Raw genomic sequence first — 19,104 nt, 5'->3', positions numbered from 1 at the left:
GTCAGCGGCGGTAGCCCGCCATCCGCTCGAGGCGGGCCACCCGCTCGGAGGTGGGCGGGTGGGTGGAGAACAGGCGGCCGAAGCCGGAGCCGCTGAACGGGTTCGCGATCATCATGTGCGAGGCCGAGGTCAGGCGGCTGTTCTCGGGAAGCGGAAGCCGGCGCGCGCCCATCTCGATCTTGCGGAGGGCCGAGGCCAGCGCGAGCGGGTCGCCGGTGAGCCGGGCGCCCGATTCGTCCGCTTGGTACTCCCGCGTACGGGAGATCGCCATCTGCACCATGGTGGCCGCCACCGGCCCCAGCACCATCATCAGCAGCGCGCCGACGAAGCCCGGCCCCTCGTCGTCGTCCGAGCCGCCGAAGAACACCGACACGTAGCTGAGCCAGGTGATCATCGTGGCGAGCGCGCCGGCCACCGAGGAGATCAGGATGTCGCGGTTGTAGACGTGGGACAGCTCGTGTCCGATCACGCCGCGCAGCTCGTCTTCGTTCAGCAGCTGGGTCAGCCCGTACGTGACGCACACGGCCGCCTTGCGCGGATTTCTGCCGGTCGCGAACGCGTTGGGCTGCACCGTCGGCGAGATGTACAGCCGCGGCATGGGCTGGCGGGCCTGCGTGGACAGCTCGCGGACGATCCGGTAGAGGGTGGGCTGCTCGACCTCGCTGACCGGCCTGGCGCGCATCGCCGACAGGGCGATGCGGTCGGAGAAGAAGTACGCCACGCCGTTGCTCGCCAGGGCGAGCACGAGCGCGATCCGCACACCGGTGCCGCCGCCCAACCACGCGCCCACCGCGAGAATCAGCGCCGACAGACCGCCGAGCAACACGGCGGTGCGCAGACCGTTGTGGTGCAAGGTCCCCCCCTTCGTGGTCCGGGTTCCACCACGTCCAACGTCGATGGCCCGGCTCTTCGTTCCCCAATGTGCTCACGTGGAGGCGCAGCGCGACGCGCCGGGGTCTCAGGCCAGGGCCGATGTTTCAGGCCGGGGGCGGGTTTCACGAGCCAGGATCGAGGGCTCAGGTCAGGGAGGCCATGTCGAGGACGAGCTGCGGCGCGAGTGAGAACAGCACGGCCGCCACCACGGCCACGCCCATGGCGTACCAGGCGGTGGCGGGCGGCGAGAGCGGCGCCCGGCTGCCGGGTGCGAACAGGCGGGCGGTCCAGACGGCGTAGTAGTAGAGGCCGATCACGGTGTTGACGGCCATGACGAGCGCCAGCCAGCCGGCGCCGCCCGCGACGATCTCGCGGAAGACGAACACCTTCGCGAACAGCCCGGCCAGCCCCGGCGGCAGGCCGGCCAGGCAGATCAGGCAGAACGCCAGCGCCAGCCCGGCCGCGGGGCGCCGGAACACCAGGCCGCGGTAGTCGTCGAGCTCGGTTTTGGAGACGAGCATGACGACGGTGAACGCGCCGAGGTTCATGGCGGCGTAGATGACGAGGTACGCGATGGACGAGCGCACCGCGGCCGTGCCCGTGACCGCGAGCGGCGCCAGGATGTAGCCGGACTGCGCGACCGAGGACCACGCGAGCAGTCGTACGACGGAGTGCTGGCGCATCGCGAGCAGGTTGCCCGCGGTCATGGTGAGCGCGGCCACGATGCCGACGATCGGCGCCCACGTGGCCGCCTGCCCGCCGAGCGCGGCGACCAGGACCAGGATCAAACCGGCGAAACCGGACGCCTTCGAGATGACCGAGAGCAGCGCGGCGACCGGGATGGGCGCGCCCTGGTAGACGTCGGCCGCCCATGAGTGGAACGGCACCGCGGCGATTTTGAACGCGAACCCGGCGACCACCAGCACCACGCCGACCGTGACGACCGCGGGCAGGCCCTCAGGGGCCCCAGGAGCCGCCACCTGGCCACTGAACACTCCGGACAGGCGGGACAGGTAGACCGTGCCCGAGATGCCGTACAGGAGCGACACGCCGAACAGCATGATCGCGGTTGAGACCACCGAGACCACGAACAGCTTCACCGCCGCCTCCGACGCGCGGCCGTCGTAGCGTTTGAGCGCGGTGAGGGCGAAGACCGGGAGGGAGACCAGTTCGAGCGCGACCACGAGCATGATCAGGTCGCGGGAGGCGGGCAGGGTGACGGCGCCGACGATGGTGCACAGCAGGAGGAAGTACCACTCGCCGACGGGGATGCCGCCGCCGGCCAGCTCGGTCATCGACATCAGGACGACCACCGCGGCGGCCACCAGCACCAGCCCGGCGAAGACCAGCGTGAACCCGTCGGCCACGAACGAGCACGTCGCCGCCGTGCCACCGAGCCGCTGCGGCACGCAGAACGTCGACCTCGAGCCCGTTCCCGCCGCCTGAGCGACCACGAACCCGGCCGCGACCGCGATCCCCGCCAGCGCGAGCACCCCGCTGAGCACCGGGCGGGCCGGCAGGAACGCGTCGAGCAGCAGCACCAGGGCCGCCGACAGGGCGAGCACCAGCGGGGGCGCGATCACGAAGTAGTCGATCTGCTGGATCATGACAGTGCTCCCAGCAGCGCCTGCACGGGGGGTGTGGTCAGGGAGAGCAGCAGGCCCGGCCAGAGGCCGAACAGCAGGGTCAGGACCACCAGCGGGGTCCAGGCCAGCCACTCGTTGGGCTTGACGTCGATCGTCGCGCCGGGCGGAAGCGCGGCGTCCGTACGTCCCGCCACGCCGGTCGTCGCATCAGGCGGAAGCGCGTCCGTACGCTCCGCGACGCCGGTCGTCGAACCAGGCGAAAGCGCGGCATCCGCACGCTCCGCCACGTCGGTCGTCGCACCCGGCGAAAGCCCGGCATCCGTACGCTCCGCGACCGCGATCGCCGCGCCGCCGCCCGAGCCGGTCACCGCGCCGGCCCCGTGTCAGTCGCCGCGTCAGTCGCCGCGTCAGTCGCCGTGTCAGCCGCCGGGCCGGTCTCCGCCTCGTCCGCCGCACGCGGCCGTCCGTGGGTGACGCGCGACAGCATGACCAGGAAGTACGCGGCCGTCAGGACCGCGCCCAGTCCCCCGATCACCATGTACGTGAGGAACAGCCCGCGCGGCAGCGCGTCAGCGGGCTGGAACGCCCCGAGCAGGGCCAGCATCTCGCCCCAGAACCCGGCCAGCCCCGGCAGTCCCAGCGAGGCGATCGCCGCGAACGTCAGCAGCGAGCCCAGCCTGGGCAGCCGCGCCAGCAGGCCGCCGCCCAGGGCAGGCATGTCGGCGGTGTGGTGGCGTTCCTTGATCGCGCCTGCCAGGAAGAACAGCAGGCCGGTGATGAGGCCGTGAGCGACGTTCGCGAAGAGCGCGCCGTTGGTGCCGACCGGGGTGAGCGTGGCGAAGCCGAGCAGGACGAAGCCCATGTGGCCGATCGACGAGTACGCGATCATGCGTTTCAGGTCGCGCTGGGCCAGGCAGGCGAGGGCGCCGTACACGATGCCGACCACCGCGAATGCCCCCAGCCACGGGGCCGCCGCCTCCGCGCCCTCGGGCAGGACGGGGATGGCGATCCGGGCGAAACCGTACGTGCCCATCTTCAGCAGCACGCCCGCGAGCAGCACCGACCCGACGGTGGGCGCCTCGGTGTGTGCGTCGGGCAGCCACGTGTGCAGCGGCCACATCGGCGTCTTGACCGCCAAGCCCGCCCCGATCGCCACGAACGCCAGGATCTGTACGGACCTCGACATCCCGGCCCCGTGGGAGGCGTTGAGCGCCACGATGTCCAGCGTGCCCGCCTGCGCCCACACCAGCAGCAGGCCGAGCAGCATGACGACCGAGCCGAGCAGCGTGTAGAGGATGAACTTGACCGACGCCGCCCTGCGTCCGTCCCCGCCCCAGATGCCGATCAGGAAGTACATCGGGATGAGGACGATCTCGAAGAAGACGAAGAACAGCAGCAGGTCGAGCGCCAGGAACGTGCCGATCATGCCGACTTCGAGCACGAGCAGCGTGAACACCAGCGCCCGCGGCCTGGCGTTCATGAACTCGCGTGCGGTGCCGCGCCCCCAGCACAGGTAGACGAAGCACAGGAACGTCAGCAACGCCGTCAGCGTGATCAGCGGCAGCGAGATGCCGTCGACGCCGAGGTGGAACCGCATCCCCAGCCCTGGCACCCACGGCAGGTCCAGCTCGTACTGGATCGCGGCCGGGCGTCCGTAGTCGAAGGCCGCCACGAGCACGAGGCTCGCGGCCAGCGTGACGGCCGACAGGATCAGTCCGTACGGGCGGAGCACGGGGTGCAGGGCGCGCGGCGCGATCAGGAGCATCAGGGCCCCCAGCAGGGGCACGGCAAGGAGGACGACCGGGATCCACGCCATCATGTGAACACCACCGCCCCCACTGCGATCAACAGGACCCCGGCCAGGAGGCCGCTCACGTAGAGCTGGACGTTGCCGTTCTGGGCCAGGCGCAGCACCCCTGACAGGCCGCGGGCGGCCCTGCCTGAGCCGCGTACCGCGCCGTCCACGACCGTGTCGTCCGTCCTGACCACCCCTGTGGACAGGGCCAGGATCGGGCGGACGAACAGGGCCGCGTACGCGGTGCCGACGTAGAACGCGCGCTCGCACGGCGCCTGCAGCGGCCCGAGGAGGCGGGCCGGGTCGGCGAGGGGGTCGCTGCGCCAGAACGCGTAGACGACGCCCGCGCCCAGCACCGCGAGCACCACGCTGACGGCGGCCACGCCGAGCTCGACGTGCAGGTCGCCCGCGAACCCCAGCATCAGGGCGGGCACGGCCAGGACCGCGACGGGGACGAGCATCGTGCGCGGGGCTTCTCGGGCGTCCACGACATGGGCGGTGCCGGGCTCCGGCTCCTTGAGCGCCACGGCTCTCGGTTCGCCGAAGAACGTGCGCAGCCAGGCTCTGGTGGCGTACGCGCCGGTGACGGCCACGGTCGCGAGCGCGCACCCGTACAGGAGAAGCGCCGCAGCGTCGGTGAGGCTCTGGCCGGACAGAGCGTCGTCCATCGCGGACAGCAGGCCGTCCTTGCTGAAGAAGCCGCTGGCCGGCGGGAGGCCCATCAGGGCGGCGAACCCGATTGTCATCGCCACGAACGTCACCGGCAGCTCCCTGCGCAGGCCGCCCATCCGCGTCATCAGGTTGGAGCCGACGTGGTGGATCACCACGCCCGCGCATAGGAACAGCAGCGCCTTGAACGCGCCGTGCGTCAGCAGGTGGAAGACGGCCGCGGTGTCGGAGCCTGCCGCGAGCCCGCCGGCCATGTAGGCGAGCTGGCTGACCGTGGAGTAGGCGAGGACGCGCTTGAGGTCGTCCTGGGCGAGCGCGGCCAGCGCGGCCCCCAGCATGCCGAGCGCCGCGATGACGGCGAGCACGTCGAGCGTGGGCCGCGCGGCCACGAACGCCGGGAACAGCCTGGCCACGATGAAGATGCCGGCCGCGACCATCGTGGCGGCGTGGATCAGCGCGCTGATCGGGGTCGGGCCCGCCATGGCGTCCGGCAGCCACGTGTGCAGCGGCACCTGGGCGCTCTTTCCCGCGACGCCCGCCAGCAGCAGCATCGTGGCCGTCACGAGCGTCGCCGCGGACATCTCGGGCACCTTCGCCAGGACGTCCGCGATGCGGAAGCTGCCCGCCCCCATGCCCAGCACGAAGATGCCGAACAGGAAGCCGACGTCGCCCAGGCGGGTCACGAGGAAGGCCTTCACCGCGGCGCGCGAATTGCCGCGATCCTCCCACCAGTGGCCGATGAGAAGGTATGAGCAGAGGCCCATGATCTCCCAGCCCACGTAGAGGACGAGGAGGTCGCCCGCGTACACGACGAGGAGCATCGCGCTGGTGAACAGGCTGACGAAGGCGCTGTAGGAGGGGTAGCGCGAGTCGTCTTTGAGGTAGCCGACCGAGTAGACCTGTACGGCCAGCGCCACGAGCGTCACCAGGACGCCTAGGACGGCGGAGAGCGCGTCGGCCTGGAGGGTCAGGGAGATCGGGACGCCGCCGGTGATGATCGTGCCGTAGGTCTGGCCTGTGGGTGGGGGGTGCTGGGCCCCCGTGAAGTAGGAGAAGCCCGGCGTCCACGCCAGCCAGACGGCCAGCACGGCTGAGGCTGCGGTGGGGACGACGGCGATCCACGCCGCCCTGCGGGAGCCAGCGGTACCGGCAGTGCCGGCGCGGGAGCCAGGGGCACCAGCAATGCCGGCGCGGGAGCCAGCCGTACCGGCAGTGCCGGCAGCGGTTGTGCCGTCGGTACCGGCAGTGTCGGCTGCGTCAGCCGCGCGAGCGGCGCCTGTGGTGCCCGCCGGTGGCCTGCCGGGACGCCAGCGGGAGAGCAGCAGACCGGCCGCCGCGGCGACGAACGGCAGAAGCACGGCCAGCAACGGGAAGTTCGTCATCAATCACCACCGCCTCGGTTGACGCGGTGCTCGGACTCCTCCGGGAGGTGCTCGGCAGGCTGATCCGCCTGCAGGCCGCGCTCCGCAGGACCATCCGGCTGCAGGCCGTACTCAGCAGGACCATCCGGCTGCAGGCCGCGCTCCGCAGGACCATCCGGCTGCGGGGCGCGCTCCGCAGGATGATCCGGTTGCGGGCCCGAGGCGGGTCCAAGCCGTGCAGCGGCAACGCCCGGCTCAGAAGCAGGTTCGGTCTCCGGCTGCCCAGCGGCAACGTCGGCCTCCGGAGCGGGCGCCGCCTCGGGGGCCGAAGAAAAGTCCGGCTCCGATCCCGTCACAGCATCGGGTCGCCTAGAAGCGACGTCCGACGCCGAAGCCGACGCGAACTCTGGTCGCACAGAAGGGCCGCCGACCGACTGAGTGGGCGTTTCTGCGGGGGCGAGGACCGCCGGCTCGGTGGGCGTTCCTGCGAGGTCGAGGGCCGCCGGCTCGGTAGGCGTGCCGGTGGGGTCGAGGGCCGCCGGCTCGGTAGGCGTGCCGGTGGGGTCGGGGGCGGGTTCGGTGAGGGCGCGGAGGTGGTCGATGTCGATGGTCTGGCGGTTGCGGTAGAGCGCCAGGACGATCGCCAGGCCCAGCCCCACCTCGGCGGCGGCGATGACGATGACGAAGAGGGTGAGCACCTGCCCGCTGTGCAGACGGTCGCCCAGCCACACGTCGAACGCCACCAGGTTGAGGTTGACCGCGTTCAGCATCAGCTCGACCGACATCAGCACGAGGATCGTGTTGCGCCGCGCGAGCACGCCGTAGACGCCGATGGAGAACAGGAGCGCGGAGACGACGGCCGGATAGACGATGTGCACTACTGCCCCCCGGTCTGGTCGGGAGAGGTGCCGCCGACAGTACGGTCGTCCGACGACGGCTCCGCCGTCTGATCAGGCGGTGCGGCGGCTACGGGCTCACCTGGAGGCGGCGTGCTCTGCGGGTTGAGGCGCGCCGTGCCGGAGTCGCCGCCGTCCGGTTGCTCACCCGGTGTGCCGCCCGAGGCGGGTGCGGGGCCGCGGATGTCGGTGCGGGATAGGACGATGGCGCCGATCAGGGCGGCCAGCAACAACACTGACAGTGCCTCGAAGGGCAGGACCCACGTGGCGAAGATGCTGGCGCCGAGCTCTCCTGCGGCGCCGGGGCCCGGGGTGAGGGGTGTGTAGGCCGTACGGAAACCATCGATCACGACCGTGACGAGGATCGCCGCGGTCGCCACCGCCACCACGGCGGCGACCACTTTGTTGCCGCTGTCGAGGTCGGCTGAGCGGCCGATGGGCGCCCGGGTGAGCATGAGGCCGAACAGCAGCAGCACGATGATCGCGCCCACGTAGATGAGCACCTGGACCCAGGCCACGAACTCGGCCGTGAGCACGAGGTAGCCTCCGGCGAGCGCACCGAAGCAGACCACGAGCCAGAGGGCCGCGTGGACGATTTGCTTGGTCATGACGACGAGCAGCGCCGATCCAACCGCTACCGCTCCCAGCAGCAAGAAGACGATCTCTTGCCCGGTGGGTGACAGGTAGGAGGGCACCGCCTCGGTCACGACTCCTCCTCGGACTCCCTCGGCTCGTCAGGACCGAGCCGCCCTGGGGGCCTGATGGACCGTGGATCGGCCATCCTGCGCCGGCGGCGGCTCGCGGCAGAAGTCTGCCCTGGCTGATCGGGCTTCGGCGGCGGCTCGCCCTCGGCTGTGGACAACTTGCCTGGAGGCGGGTCGCCTGTGGATGAAGCCCCGTCTCGGTCTTGCGTTACGGGCTTGTCTTGGGTTGTGAGGTTGTCGCCTTGAGCTGTGTCGTTGCCTGGAACTGCGTCGTTGTCGCGACTTGTGGAGTTGTCGCGGGCCGTGTCGTTGTCTCGGGGTTGTGCCTCGTCTCGTGCTTCTCGTGCCTCGTCCGAACGACCGTCGCCGGCCTCAGCGCCATCTGAGCGCACGTTGCCGGAGCCCGCGTCACCGGAGCCCGCGTCACCGGAGCGCGCGTTGCCAGGGCGGGTGTCGCCGGAACGCACGTCGCCAGACCCGGCATCACCGGAGCGGGCGTCGCCAGAACCTGCGTCGCCGGAACGCACCTCGCCAGAGCCCATGTCACCGGGGCGGGCGTCGCCGGGCTGGAGGGCCTGCCCTGGGTAGGTGGGACCTCCCTTCGCCTCTTCGGCGGGCGCTTGGGACTGAGTGGCCGGGGTGACGGTAGGAGTGTCCGGGGTCGGCAGGGAACCCGGAGGGCGGATTCCCCGTACGTTCGTCATCACGCGGCGAGCACGGCCACCCGGGCGGGACGGCCTGGTCGTGGGGCCCGGCTCGGCGGACGGAGTGCCCTGGGCGGTTCCGGACGCCGACGTGGCTTCCCCACTCACGCCGGACGCCGGCGTGGCTTCTCCGCCCGCGCCGGACGCCGACGTGGCTTCCCCGCCCGCGCCGGACGGTGCTCTGGTGTCCGCAGCGGCGCCGGACGACCGTGTCCCGCCTTGATCAGCAGCGGACGGCGGCGTCATCCCCCCGCCGACGGATGACGACGGCGCGATCCTCCGGCCAGCGCCGGGCGGTGGCACCGCTCCACTCTCGGTGCCAGGCGTCGACACAGCCCTCTGCTGGGTTCCAGGCGTCGCCTCGGCTCCCTGGCCTGTGCCGGGAGTTGCCTCGGCTGCCTGGACCGTGCCGGACGGCGGCTTGGTTCCCTGGTCCGTGGCAGGAGCCGAGGCGGCCGCCTGGCCCGTACCGGAAGCACCCTGTGGCCGGGCCGCGGGCTGGTCGGCGGCGGGGCGGGGGCGAGGGGTACGAGCGGGGCGGCGGGCGGCCGTCAGCTCCTTGGGCGGTTCCGCGCCCGGATCGTGGGCGGGCGGCGGAGGGACGGTCTGCACCCAGGCGCCCAGTTGCTCCTTCTCGTGAAGGAGGTCACGGATGTCGCCTTCCGCGTACTCGAACTCCGGCGACCAGAAGAGCGCGTCGAACGGGCAGACCTCGATGCAGATGCCGCAGTACATGCACAGCGAGAAGTCGATCGCGAAGCGGTCGAGGACGTTGCGCTGCCTGGGGCGGCCGCCCTCGGGGGCCGGGATCGTCTCCTTGTGCGAATCGATATAGATGCACCAGTCGGGGCACTCTCGGGCACAGAGCATGCAGGAGGTGCAATTCTCCTCGACCAGTGCGATGACCCCGCGGCTCCGGGGCGGCAGGGCGGGCTTGACCTCGGGATATTGCTGCGTAACCGACTTACGCAGCATGTGGCGAAGGGTGATCGACAACCCCTTCACCAGTCCCACTCCCGGCATCCGCCCCATGTTCAACATCATGGCGCACTTGGGGGCGGACGTGAATGAGGGAGTCGGTTGTCCCCAGGTTTTCCACAGCTATCCACAGACTGAGGGCTAGTTATCCACAGACTGTGTGCATGCCCGGAATGAACCGATCGCAGGGCGATAGTCTCTCGGCCATGCAGCACAGCGATCCGATCCGGCCGAGTGGCCTGCGATGGGCGGCCGCCGTTGTGTGGGCCTGCCTGCCGTTGGTCACCTGCGGCGTCGCGACCCCGGTCACGATGGGGATCGCGGCCATCTGGCTGCGCAACGTCTGGCATGGGGTCGCTGCCTGCGTCTATGCGGTCGGCATCGGGTCGTTCGTTCTGACCGCGCTCACGTACGAGTACGAGCTCGCTCCTACGGAGCTGTCGATGCTCGTCACCCTCGGACTGGTGATCAGCTGGATCGGCGGGACCATCCACTCGGGGATCCTGGTGCCGTCCATGGTCAAGGCGCGGCTGGGCCCCGCCCCGATGGTCCATGCGCCGATGCCGCCCGCCGACGTACGGCATCGCCCTGCCGAGATGCGTCACACTCCTCCAGCCGAGTTGCGGCACACCCCTCCCGCCGACATGCGGCACACCCCTCCCGACGTGCGGCAACGCATAACCGCGCCCTCCCAGCGGCGGCCGCCTGAGCAGCCGGAGTGGATCGGGCATTACCGCGTGCTGCGGCAGCTCGGGCGCGGCGGTCAAGGGGCCGTCTACCTCGCCATGGCGCCCAACGGGACGCAGGTCGCGGTGAAGGTGCTGCACGATCTGGTGGACGAGGTGGCGCGGGCGCGGTTCGCGCGGGAGGTCGAGTCGGCGCGGCGGGTGGCCACGTTTTCCACAGCCCGGGTACTCGACGTGAACATCGGGGGGCAGCACGCGTACATCGTCAGCGAGTACGTGGACGGACCGTCGCTGGAGCAGCTCGTCAGGACGCACGGTCCCCGGGACGCGGACAGCCTGACGCGGCTGGCTTTATCCACAGCCGGGGCGCTGGCGGCCATCCACAAGGCCGGGGTCGTTCACCGGGACTTCAAGCCGAGCAACGTGCTGATCGGGAACGACGGGCCGCGGGTGATCGACTTCGGCATCTCGCGGGCGCTCGACCAGGTGACGATGACGTCGGGGAAGATGGTGGGCACTCCGCCGTACATGTCGCCCGAGCAGCTCAAGGGCGAGCCTGTGGGGCCGCCGTCCGACGTGTTCAGCTGGGCGGTGACGATGGTGTTCGCGGCGACCGGGCGGCCGGCGTTCGGGGAGGACACGGTGCCTGCCGTGTTCAACCGGGTGCTCAATCACGAGCCCGATTTGTCGGCGGTGCCGCCCTCCTTACGCGGCATCGTTGGCGCCTGCCTCAGTAAGCAGCCTGCGGATCGTCCGTCTGCTTCGGATGTGATGTTGTCGATTGTGCGCTGAGCTTCGGGGGTCAGCGGCCCTCGCCGGAGCTCAGGCGGTCGTTGTTCGTCGGGGTCTCGGTGGCCGGGGGTCACGGTGGCCGGGGTCTCGGTGGCCGGGGGTCACGATGGCCGCGGGTCACGATGGCCGCGGGTCACGGTGGCCGGGGGGACGCAGGTAGCACGCGGATGGCGTCAGGTGAGGACCTTGACGAGGCCGGTGAGGGCGAGCTGGACGAGGGCCAGGGGGACGAGGACGGCCCAGGCGAGCTTCTGGAGCTGGTCTTCGCGGAACCGGGGGAAGGTGACGCGGAGCCAGATGACGACGAAGGACAGGAAGAAGACCTTGGCCAGCGTCCAGATCCAGCCGGGCAGGAACGGGCCGTGCCAGCCGCCGAGGAACAGCACGGTGGTCAGGAACGACAGTACGACGATGCCGACGTACTCGGTGAGCATGAAGAGCGCGAAGCGCATGCCGGTGTACTCGGTCATCGGGCCCATGATGATCTCGGACTCGGCGATCGGCATGTCGAACGGCGGTCGGCGCAGCTCGGCCAGGCCCGCGAGGAAGAAGACGACGCCGCCGATCGCCTGCCAGGGCAGCCACCACCACTGCCAGGCCTCGACGATCCCGGGGAGTGACAGGGTGCCCGCCGCCATGGCGACCGAGGAGGCGGCAAGAACGAGGGGCAGCTCGTACGACATGAGCTGGGCGGCGGAACGCATGCCGCCGAGCACCGAGTATTTGTTGGCCGACGCCCAGCCGGCCATGATCGAGCCGAGCACGCCGACGCCCATGACGGCGAGGACGAAGAACAGGCCGAGGTCGAGGTCGACGGCCACGAGGCCGCGGTCGAGCGGGATCGCGATCAGGACGACGAGGTACGGGACGAGCGCCACGCCTGGGGCGATCATGAAGATGCGGCGGTCGGCCGCGGCCGGGATGACATCCTCCTTCTGGGCGAACTTCACGCCGTCGGCGATGAGCTGCGCCCAGCCGTGGAAGCGTCCCGCGTACATGGGGCCGAGCCTCGACTGCATGTGAGCCATGACCTTGTGCTCCGTCTGACCGACGATCAACGGCAGCACCAGGAACACGACGAGGATGACGACGAAGCTCAGCACCACGTCAAGCATCAGGAGGCCCCCAGTCGGCTGGAACTCCGGGCGGAAGGGTCTTGCGGCGGCTCGGGGCGCCGTGTCCTGATTCGCCGGGCTCCTTGGCGCCGGGCCAGGGCTTGGCCACGCGGGCGGCGAGAATGAAATCCTTGCGCAGCGGGTGGCCTTCGAAGCCGTCGGGCAGCAGCAGCGGGACGAGGTTGGGATGCCCGTCGAAGATCACGCCGAACATCTCGTACGTCTCGCGCTCGTGCCAGTTCGCGCCCCGGTAGATGGGCACGGCGGTGGGGAGGTGCGGGTTGTCGCGCGGTACGCGGGTGCGCAGGAGCAGCCTGCTGCCGGCGCTCGGGCTGTAGACGTGGGCCACGACCGCGAACGCCTCCGGTGGCTCGTCGACGCCGGTCAGCCAGTCGAAGAAGGCGTAGTCGAGGGTGTCGCGGACGAATCGGAGGAGATTCGTCCAGTCGGACGGCTCCACGTCCACCGTGGTGTCGCCGTAGGACTCCGTGACCTGGGCGCGGTCGCCGAAATGGTCCGCCAGCCGGGCGGCGTGGTCGGCGTTCACGCCTGCTCCCGGCCCGCGGGCGGCTCGTCCGCGTGGGGGCGCGACCAGACGTAGCGGTCGGTGAGCTTCTCGCCGGCGATCTTCTCCTGGAGCTTGGTGATGCCGTACAGCAGGGCCTCGGGGCGCGGCGGGCAGCCGGGGACGTAGACGTCGACGGGGATGATCTGGTCGACGCCGTTCGTGACGCAGTAGGAGTCCCAGTACGGGCCGCCGCTGTTGGAGCAGGCGCCGAACGAGATGACGTACTTGGGGTCGGGCATCTGCTCGTAGAGGCGCTTGACCGCCGGGGCCATCTTGTCGGTGACCGTGCCCGAGACGATCATCAGGTCGGCCTGGCGCGGGCCGTTCGCGAACGGGATCACGCCGAACCGGATGAAGTCGTGGCGGCTGGTGGACGCCGCGATGAACTCGATGGCGCAGCAGGCCAGCCCGAAGTTGAACACCCACAGCGAATAGCGGCGGCCCCAGTTGAGGATGAAGCGCATCGGCTTGGGCGCCAATCGCGAGACCGGGCCCACTGTGGGCATCGGGAGGTCCGTTGCTGCCATACGGCCATTCTTGCGCGGATCAGGATGCAGGCAAAGAAAGGTGTGCGGGGGGTGGTGCGGCCGAGTCTCGTGGGGGTCAAGTTTTCTCCACGAAGTGCGCGGGGTTCCGGCGGCGGCCCAAGCGTCTCAGACATCGCCGAAGTCTCAGCGTCGCAACGTCGCAGGCGCTTGGCGTCTCGCGTTTCAGCGTCGCAGGGGTCTCGCGGTCGCAGGCGTGGTGCGACTTGGACTCTGGCGGCATCTCGGGCGTCCCGGATCGCAGGCGTGGTGCGCTTGGGCGCGCTGGGGTGGCGCGCGGGCGACCTCTTGCAGGGTCTCAGGGCTGTGGGAGTGCGCTGGATGCCTGGGGCGAGGTCCTGATAAGGCGCGGTGGGGGTCGGACGCCGGTGCGCAGCGCAAGCGGGGGTGGCGCAGCGCAAGCAGGGCGCGAAACGCAGACGGGGCGCGCGCAACGCGGGCAGGACACACAGCGCGGGCGAGGCGCACCACGCGGGCGGGGCGCGTAACGCGGGCAGACCGCACAGCGCGGGTGGGGTGGGGTGGGGGTGTGGGAGCGGTGAGAGGGGGTGAGCGAAGCGCGGGTGGGGAGGCGGGCGGCAAAGTGCGGGTGAGGGTGGGGGCCAACCCTCTTGTGGGAATCGCGGGGCGGGTTACGATCCGGGCATGGACGGCTACTTCGGCTCCTACGTGCTCGTGGCCGCGTTGCTCGTCATCGGTGTCGCGATCGTCGCCGGCGCGCTGCTCGCCAACCGTCTGCTCCGTCCGTCCCGGCCGACGCCGGACAAGCTGACCACCTACGAGTGCGGCGTGGACCCCGTGGGCGAGGGGTGGGCGCAGTCGCAGATCCGCTACTACGTTTTCACGTACCTGTACGTGGTCTTCGCCGTGGACGCCGTCTTCCTCTTCCCGTGGGCCACGGTGTTCGACGCCCCCGGTTACGGGCTGACGACGCTCGTGGAGATGTTCGTCTTCCTGGGGTTCATCGCCCTCGGCATTCTGTACGCGTGGCGGAAACGGGTCCTGACCTGGACATAGGTCCCTCAAGCCGTTCGAGGCGGTTACCCAGCGCGGTCAAAGTGTCCGGACTGATCACACAAAATCAGGGTAAATCGTAAGATCGCGCCCATACCCTGACATCCATGCATAAATCGCGATTCTGCGCCGGAATCGCTCTGCTGGCACTCTCCGCCTCGGGTTGCGGTCTCGCCGCCGCCTCCAACGGCAAGGACATCGTGGTCCCGGCAGAGCCGACGATGATCGACTTCGTCGATCCCGCCACCGTCGTCGGCCTGTCCACCGCTACCGTCACCGACGGCGACTCGGCGGCCGGCAGGTATGTGCACATCAAGTACCCGGTGCTGGCCGGCGCCTCCGCGCTGAACCGGACGCTGAAGGCTCGCGCCGAGCGGCAGCTCAAGGAGTTCAGGCGCGCGACCGGCGGCGACGCCCCCATCCTGCCGAAGCCGGAGCTGAACGTGGACTGGCAGCTCGCCGCCGCCTCCCCCGACGCGGTGGGCGTCCGGCTGCGGACCGGCGAATTCCTGGGTACGAGCTGGGGCAACTCCACCCGTACGTACTGGTTCGACCCGCACACCGGCAAGGCCGCCGGCTCGACCGGGCTGCTGTCGGGACGGCCCGCGCTGGAACGGCTGGCGGCGCTGGTCAAGGAGGCGCTCGCGGACCGCGGCGCGCAGGTGGAGCGCAACCGGGTGACGGCCGACCCCGATCTGTTCGACTCGATGGCGTTCAACAGGAACGGCGACCTGGTGGTCGAATTCGACGACTGCGAGGTCGGCAGGTGCTCGCTCGGCCGGGTGGCGGTGGCGATCCCGGCACAGCAGGTGGCGCCGCTGCTGTCGGAGCTGGGTCGGCATGCGCAGCAGGCGGTACGTGATGCGGCCAGGCGGTCGGCGGCCCCTGAGGTTCCGTCGTTCACGCCTACGAGCAGCCCCGACGCGGTGAGCACCCGGGCGAGCGGCGTGGACTGCCGCGTGCGCAAATGCGTGGCGCTGACCTTCGACGACGGCCCGGGACCGTACACGGGCCTGCTGCTGAACACGCTGGCCGAGCACCGGGCGCGGGCCACGTTCTTCACGCTCGGCGGAAGCGTGTCCACAGAGCCCGCGCTGATCCGGCGGATGAGCATGGAGGGCCATCTGGTCGGCAACCACAGCTGGTCGCACAAGGACCTGTCGAAACAGCCGAGCAGCAATGTCGCCGACTCGCTGGGGAAGACCTCGGACGCGGTGTCGGAGGTGATCGGGCAGCGGCCGGCGCTGGTGCGGCCGCCGTACGGGGCGGTGAGCCCTCAGGTGCGCGATGTCGCACGTCAGATGGGGTGCGCGGTGGTCACCTGGGACGTGGACTCCAAGGACGAGTCCACAAGGGATGCCTCCGAAATAGCGGACCGGGTCGTGCACGCGGCCCATCCAGGTGCGATCATTCTCATGCACGACATTCATCGGGAAACCGTGGATGCGGTTCCGGACATCCTCAAAAGGTTGCGCGGGAACGGTTACACCTTCGTCACCGTTCCAGAGCTGTACGGCCCTGTGGGGATGCAGGCCGGCCGCATGTACAGGTCAGGGAACGAGCTGCCGGGTAAGCAGCCCCTGACGTAGCGCATCTGTTGGGGGGACGTATAGTTGGCGCTCGTGACCCGAACCGTCCTGTTCGCCCGCCTGCATGTAGACCTCTGCAGGCTGGCCGCCGGGCTGTGTCGTCGCTCTCTCACCTCGCCCTGACTGACTCCGACCGCGTTTACCCGCTTCAGGTGGCATGCAAACGCGTCACCTTCCGAGGATCTAGCATGGAAACAGAGAACGCGCCTAAGGCAACCGCGCAGTGGCGCGTCGAGGAGGACTGAGCTGTGACGAAGCAGGTCCAGCAACTCGACCGCGTGATCATCAGATTCGCCGGCGACTCCGGCGACGGAATGCAGCTCACCGGCGACCGCTTCACCGCGGGCACGGCTGAGTTCGGCAACGACTTGTCGACTCTGCCCAATTTCCCCGCCGAGATCCGCGCCCCCGCAGGCACCTTGCCGGGCGTGTCGAGCTTCCAGCTGCACTTCGCCGACCACGACATCCTCACGCCGGGCGACGCGCCGAACGTGCTGGTGGCCATGAACCCGGCCGCGCTCAAGGCCAACCTGGGCGACCTGCCCAAGGGCGCGGACATCATCGCCAACACCGACGAGTTCACCAAGCGCAACCTCCAGAAGGTCGGCTACGACTCCAACCCGCTTGAGGACGACTCGCTCAGCGAGTGGCGGGTGCACGCGGTGCCGCTGACCTCGCTCACGGTCAAGGCCCTCGAAGACTTCGACCTGTCGAAGAAGGACGCCGAGCGGTCGAAGAACATGTTCGCGCTCGGCCTGCTGTCGTGGCTCTACCACCGGCCGACCGAGCACACCATCAAGTTCCTCGAGCAGAAGTTCGCGAAGAAGCCCGAGATCGCCAAGGCCAACATCGCGGCCTTCCAGGCGGGCTGGAACTACGGCGAGACGACCGAGTCGTTCTCGGTCTCGTACGAGGTGCGTCCTGCCCGGCTGGCGCCGGGCGTCTACCGCAACATCTCCGGCAACCAGGCGCTCGCCTACGGCCTGATCGCCGCGAGCGTGCAGTCGAAGCTGCCGCTGTTCCTCGGCTCCTACCCGATCACCCCGGCCAGCGACATCCTGCACGAGCTGTCCAAGCACAAGCGGTTCGGCGTCCGCACGTTCCAGGCGGAGGACGAGATCGCGGGTGTCGGCGCGGCGCTCGGGGCCGCGTTCGGCGGCGCGCTCGGCGTGACGACCACGAGCGGTCCCGGTGTGGCGCTGAAGGCCGAGACGATCGGCCTCGCGGTCACCACCGAGCTGCCGCTGATCATCGTGGACGTGCAGCGGGCCGGGCCGAGCACCGGCATGCCGACCAAGACCGAGCAGACCGACCTGCTGATGGCGATGTTCGGCCGCAACGGCGAGTCGCCGGTGCCGGTCGTGGCGCCGATGTCGCCGAGCGACTGCTTCGACGCGGCGCTGGAGGCGGCCAGGATCGCGATCAAGTACCGTACGCCGGTCATGCTGCTCTCCGACGGCTACCTCGCCAACGGCTCTGAGCCGTGGCGGCTGCCCGAGGTGTCGGAGCTGCCGGACATCTCGCAGCCGTTCACCACCGAGCCCAACGGCGAGGACGGCAAGTTCCTGCCGTTCAAGCGCGACCCCGAGACGCTGGCCCGCCCGTGGGCGATCCCCGGCACGGCCGGGCTCGAGCACCGCATCGGCGGCATCGAGAAGGCCGACGGCACCGGCAACATCTCCTACGACCCCGACAACCACGACCTGATGGTGCGCACCCGCGCCGCCAAGGTGGCCGGGATCGACGTGCCCGACCTGGTCGTCGACGACCCCGACGGCGAGGCGAAGGTGCTGGTCGTCGGGTGGGGCTCGACGTACGGGCCGATCGCCGCGGCCGTGCGCCGCATCAGGAGGAGCGGCGGCAAGGTCGCCCAGGCCCACCTGCGCCACCTCAACCCGCTGCCCGCCAACACCGGCGAGGTGCTCAAGCGCTACGACAAGGTGCTGCTGCCGGAGATCAACCTGGGCCAGCTCGCGCTGCTGCTGCGGGCGAAGTTCCTCGTCGACGTGATCAGCTACAACCGTGTGCGCGGGCTCCCCTTCAAGGCCGAGGAGCTGGCCGGAGTCATCCAGGACGTGATCGACAGTGACTGAGCTGGTGAACGGGAAGGGCCTGTCGCTCGTCCCCAAGACCGACGTGAAGCAGAGCCTGAAGGACTTCAAGTCCGACCAGGAGGTGCGCTGGTGCCCGGGTTGCGGTGACTACGCGATCCTTGCGGCGGTGCAGAGCTTCCTGCCCGAGCTGGGGCTGAAGCGCGAGAACATCGTGTTCGTCTCCGGCATCGGCTGCTCGTCGCGGTTCCCGTACTACCTCAACACCTACGGCTTCCACTCCATCCACGGGCGGGCGCCGGCGATCGCGACCGGGCTCGCGGCCAGCAGGCCCGACCTGAGCGTGTGGGTGATCACGGGTGACGGCGACGCGCTGTCGATCGGCGGCAACCACCTGATCCACGCGCTGCGCCGCAACGTCAACCTGAACATCCTGCTGTTCAACAACCGGATCTACGGTCTGACGAAGGGCCAGTACTCCCCCACCTCCGAGCTCGGCAAGATCACCAAGTCGACGCCGATGGGCTCGCTGGACAAGCCGTTCAACCCGATCTCGCTGGCCATCGGCGCGGAGGCGTCGTTCGTGGCCCGCACCATCGACTCCGACCGCAAGCACCTGCAGTCGGTGCTGCGCGAGGCGACCGCGCACCGCGGCACGTCGCTGGTGGAGATCTACCAGAACTGCAACATCTTCAACGACAACGCCTTCGAGCCGCTCAAGGACCCCGAGGTCCGCGACGACATCACGCTGCGGCTGGAGCACGGTCAGCCGATCGTGAGCGCCAGCAAGGCCGTGGTGCGCGGCGCGTCCGGCGGCATCGAGGTCGTGCCGCGCGACAGCGTCAGCGAGGACCAGATCCTCGTGCACGACGCGCACAACCCCGACCCGTCGGTGGCGTTCGCGCTCAGCAGGCTGGACGAGCCGGCGTTCGAGCACGTGCCGATCGGCATCTTCCGCAACGTCGACCGGCCGTCGTACGACTCGCTGATGGCCGACCAGCTTGAGGAGGCCGTGGCGCAGCAGGGCCCCGGCGACCTCGGCGACCTGCTCATGGGCGGGGACACCTGGCGCATCGCCTGACGCCTTCCCCCGCGAGCGTCACGGACGCCGCCGCCCCGTGCGGGGCGGCGGCGTTCGCCGTTGTAGAGCGTCCGTGATGCCGGCCCACCCGCGGTGA

15 protein-coding genes and 1 pseudogene are annotated in these 19,104 nt (G+C 70.0%); 5 read left to right on the top strand and 11 right to left on the bottom strand.

All coding sequences use genetic code 11. From position 1 onward, the window contains the following. Nucleotide 1: 1 nt before the first annotated feature. From htpX to ACFMQL_RS16095, 8 genes and pseudogenes are all read right to left on the bottom strand, one after another. Entirely contained in the window at nucleotides 2–853 is an 852-nt protein-coding gene (gene htpX / locus ACFMQL_RS16130) for a zinc metalloprotease HtpX (RefSeq protein ID WP_364062537.1), read from the bottom strand. A 163-nt stretch (nucleotides 854–1,016) separates the two neighbouring features. Then, nucleotides 1,017–2,480 (bottom strand): NADH-quinone oxidoreductase subunit N, encoded by a 1,464-nt coding sequence (locus ACFMQL_RS16125; RefSeq protein ID WP_378785997.1) that lies wholly within the window; start codon nucleotides 2,478–2,480, stop codon nucleotides 1,017–1,019. Continuing rightward, the gene (locus ACFMQL_RS16120) at nucleotides 2,477–2,827 is read right to left on the bottom strand and encodes a hypothetical protein (RefSeq protein WP_378785996.1); all 351 of its coding nucleotides are present in this window, start codon (nucleotides 2,825–2,827) and stop codon (nucleotides 2,477–2,479) included. The genes ACFMQL_RS16125 and ACFMQL_RS16120 overlap by 4 nt, the downstream gene beginning before the upstream one ends. Next, nucleotides 2,824–4,278, bottom strand: a complete 1,455-nt coding sequence (locus ACFMQL_RS16115) for a NuoM family protein (protein WP_378785995.1) — start codon at nucleotides 4,276–4,278, stop codon at nucleotides 2,824–2,826. Before ACFMQL_RS16115 ends, ACFMQL_RS16120 begins: the two co-directional genes overlap by 4 nt. Further along, the gene (locus tag ACFMQL_RS16110) at nucleotides 4,275–6,305 is read right to left on the bottom strand and encodes an NADH-quinone oxidoreductase subunit L (RefSeq protein ID WP_378785994.1); all 2,031 of its coding nucleotides are present in this window, start codon (nucleotides 6,303–6,305) and stop codon (nucleotides 4,275–4,277) included. The genes ACFMQL_RS16115 and ACFMQL_RS16110 overlap by 4 nt, the downstream gene beginning before the upstream one ends. 560 nt (nucleotides 6,306–6,865) lie before the next feature. Then, nucleotides 6,866–7,162 (bottom strand): annotated as a pseudogene (gene nuoK / locus ACFMQL_RS16105) (NADH-quinone oxidoreductase subunit NuoK); the annotation flags it as partial. Continuing rightward, nucleotides 7,162–7,887, bottom strand: a complete 726-nt coding sequence (locus ACFMQL_RS16100; RefSeq protein ID WP_364062525.1) for an NADH-quinone oxidoreductase subunit J — start codon at nucleotides 7,885–7,887, stop codon at nucleotides 7,162–7,164. The gene ACFMQL_RS16100 and the pseudogene nuoK, both read right to left, overlap by 1 nt. Then, entirely contained in the window at nucleotides 7,884–9,458 is a 1,575-nt protein-coding gene (locus ACFMQL_RS16095; RefSeq protein WP_378790166.1) for a 4Fe-4S binding protein, read from the bottom strand. Before ACFMQL_RS16095 ends, ACFMQL_RS16100 begins: the two co-directional genes overlap by 4 nt. A 314-nt stretch (nucleotides 9,459–9,772) precedes the next feature. Here ACFMQL_RS16095 and ACFMQL_RS16090 point away from each other — a divergent pair, with 314 nt between their 5' ends. Continuing rightward, nucleotides 9,773–11,044, top strand: coding sequence for a protein kinase (locus tag ACFMQL_RS16090; RefSeq protein WP_378785993.1), 1,272 nt, complete (start codon nucleotides 9,773–9,775; stop codon nucleotides 11,042–11,044). Nucleotides 11,045–11,217: 173 nt separating this feature from the next. Here ACFMQL_RS16090 and nuoH read toward each other — a convergent pair whose 3' ends face one another. Genes nuoH through ACFMQL_RS16075 form a run of 3 tightly spaced genes read right to left on the bottom strand, consistent with a single transcriptional unit; the run spans nucleotide 11,218 to nucleotide 13,254 of the window. Continuing rightward, nucleotides 11,218–12,159, bottom strand: coding sequence for an NADH-quinone oxidoreductase subunit NuoH (gene nuoH / locus ACFMQL_RS16085; RefSeq protein WP_364062519.1), 942 nt, complete (start codon nucleotides 12,157–12,159; stop codon nucleotides 11,218–11,220). After that, nucleotides 12,152–12,706, bottom strand: a complete 555-nt coding sequence (locus tag ACFMQL_RS16080) for an NADH-quinone oxidoreductase subunit C (RefSeq protein WP_364062516.1) — start codon at nucleotides 12,704–12,706, stop codon at nucleotides 12,152–12,154. Before ACFMQL_RS16080 ends, nuoH begins: the two co-directional genes overlap by 8 nt. Next, nucleotides 12,703–13,254: an NADH-quinone oxidoreductase subunit B gene (locus ACFMQL_RS16075; RefSeq protein WP_378785992.1), complete on the bottom strand. Its 552-nt coding sequence runs from the start codon at nucleotides 13,252–13,254 to the stop codon at nucleotides 12,703–12,705. The genes ACFMQL_RS16080 and ACFMQL_RS16075 overlap by 4 nt, the downstream gene beginning before the upstream one ends. 663 nt (nucleotides 13,255–13,917) lie before the next feature. Between ACFMQL_RS16075 and ACFMQL_RS16070 the strand changes: the two genes are divergently transcribed. The 4 genes from ACFMQL_RS16070 to ACFMQL_RS16055 all read left to right on the top strand — a co-directional run bounded on the left by ACFMQL_RS16070 (nucleotide 13,918) and on the right by ACFMQL_RS16055 (nucleotide 19,007). Then, nucleotides 13,918–14,289 (top strand): NADH-quinone oxidoreductase subunit A, encoded by a 372-nt coding sequence (locus ACFMQL_RS16070; RefSeq protein ID WP_364062513.1) that lies wholly within the window; start codon nucleotides 13,918–13,920, stop codon nucleotides 14,287–14,289. 104 nt (nucleotides 14,290–14,393) lie between these two features. After that, complete coding sequence (locus tag ACFMQL_RS16065; protein WP_378785991.1) at nucleotides 14,394–15,875, top strand: polysaccharide deacetylase family protein; 1,482 nt, start codon at nucleotides 14,394–14,396, stop codon at nucleotides 15,873–15,875. 248 nt (nucleotides 15,876–16,123) lie between these two features. Then, nucleotides 16,124–17,968: a 2-oxoacid:acceptor oxidoreductase subunit alpha gene (locus ACFMQL_RS16060; protein WP_364062507.1), complete on the top strand. Its 1,845-nt coding sequence runs from the start codon at nucleotides 16,124–16,126 to the stop codon at nucleotides 17,966–17,968. Continuing rightward, nucleotides 17,961–19,007, top strand: a complete 1,047-nt coding sequence (locus ACFMQL_RS16055) for a 2-oxoacid:ferredoxin oxidoreductase subunit beta (protein WP_364062504.1) — start codon at nucleotides 17,961–17,963, stop codon at nucleotides 19,005–19,007. The genes ACFMQL_RS16060 and ACFMQL_RS16055 overlap by 8 nt, the downstream gene beginning before the upstream one ends. Nucleotides 19,008–19,104 lie beyond the last annotated feature (97 nt).

This window comes from Nonomuraea fastidiosa, from assembly GCF_042751225.1.
GTDB classification, from domain to species: Bacteria; Actinomycetota; Actinomycetes; order Streptosporangiales; family Streptosporangiaceae; genus Nonomuraea; species Nonomuraea fastidiosa.
Note: the sequence above shows the minus strand (reverse complement) of the source record. Positions and strands in the feature narration are given on the sequence as shown.

What these genes read in the sequence shown, in the direction of transcription:
- ACFMQL_RS16125 (WP_378785997.1), bottom strand. Translation starts at nt 2,480, where the DNA reads ATGATCCAGCAGATCGACTACTTCGTGATCGCGCCCCCGCTGGTGCTC.
- ACFMQL_RS16115 (WP_378785995.1), bottom strand. Translation starts at nt 4,278, where the DNA reads ATGATGGCGTGGATCCCGGTCGTCCTCCTTGCCGTGCCCCTGCTGGGG.
- ACFMQL_RS16110 (WP_378785994.1), bottom strand. Translation starts at nt 6,305, where the DNA reads ATGACGAACTTCCCGTTGCTGGCCGTGCTTCTGCCGTTCGTCGCCGCG.
- ACFMQL_RS16095 (WP_378790166.1), bottom strand. Translation starts at nt 9,458, where the DNA reads ATGCTCTGTGCCCGAGAGTGCCCCGACTGGTGCATCTATATCGATTCG.
- ACFMQL_RS16090 (WP_378785993.1), top strand. Translation starts at nt 9,773, where the DNA reads ATGCAGCACAGCGATCCGATCCGGCCGAGTGGCCTGCGATGGGCGGCC.
- nuoH (WP_364062519.1), bottom strand. Translation starts at nt 12,159, where the DNA reads ATGCTTGACGTGGTGCTGAGCTTCGTCGTCATCCTCGTCGTGTTCCTG.
- ACFMQL_RS16075 (WP_378785992.1), bottom strand. Translation starts at nt 13,254, where the DNA reads ATGGCAGCAACGGACCTCCCGATGCCCACAGTGGGCCCGGTCTCGCGA.
- ACFMQL_RS16070 (WP_364062513.1), top strand. Translation starts at nt 13,918, where the DNA reads ATGGACGGCTACTTCGGCTCCTACGTGCTCGTGGCCGCGTTGCTCGTC.
- ACFMQL_RS16065 (WP_378785991.1), top strand. Translation starts at nt 14,394, where the DNA reads ATGCATAAATCGCGATTCTGCGCCGGAATCGCTCTGCTGGCACTCTCC.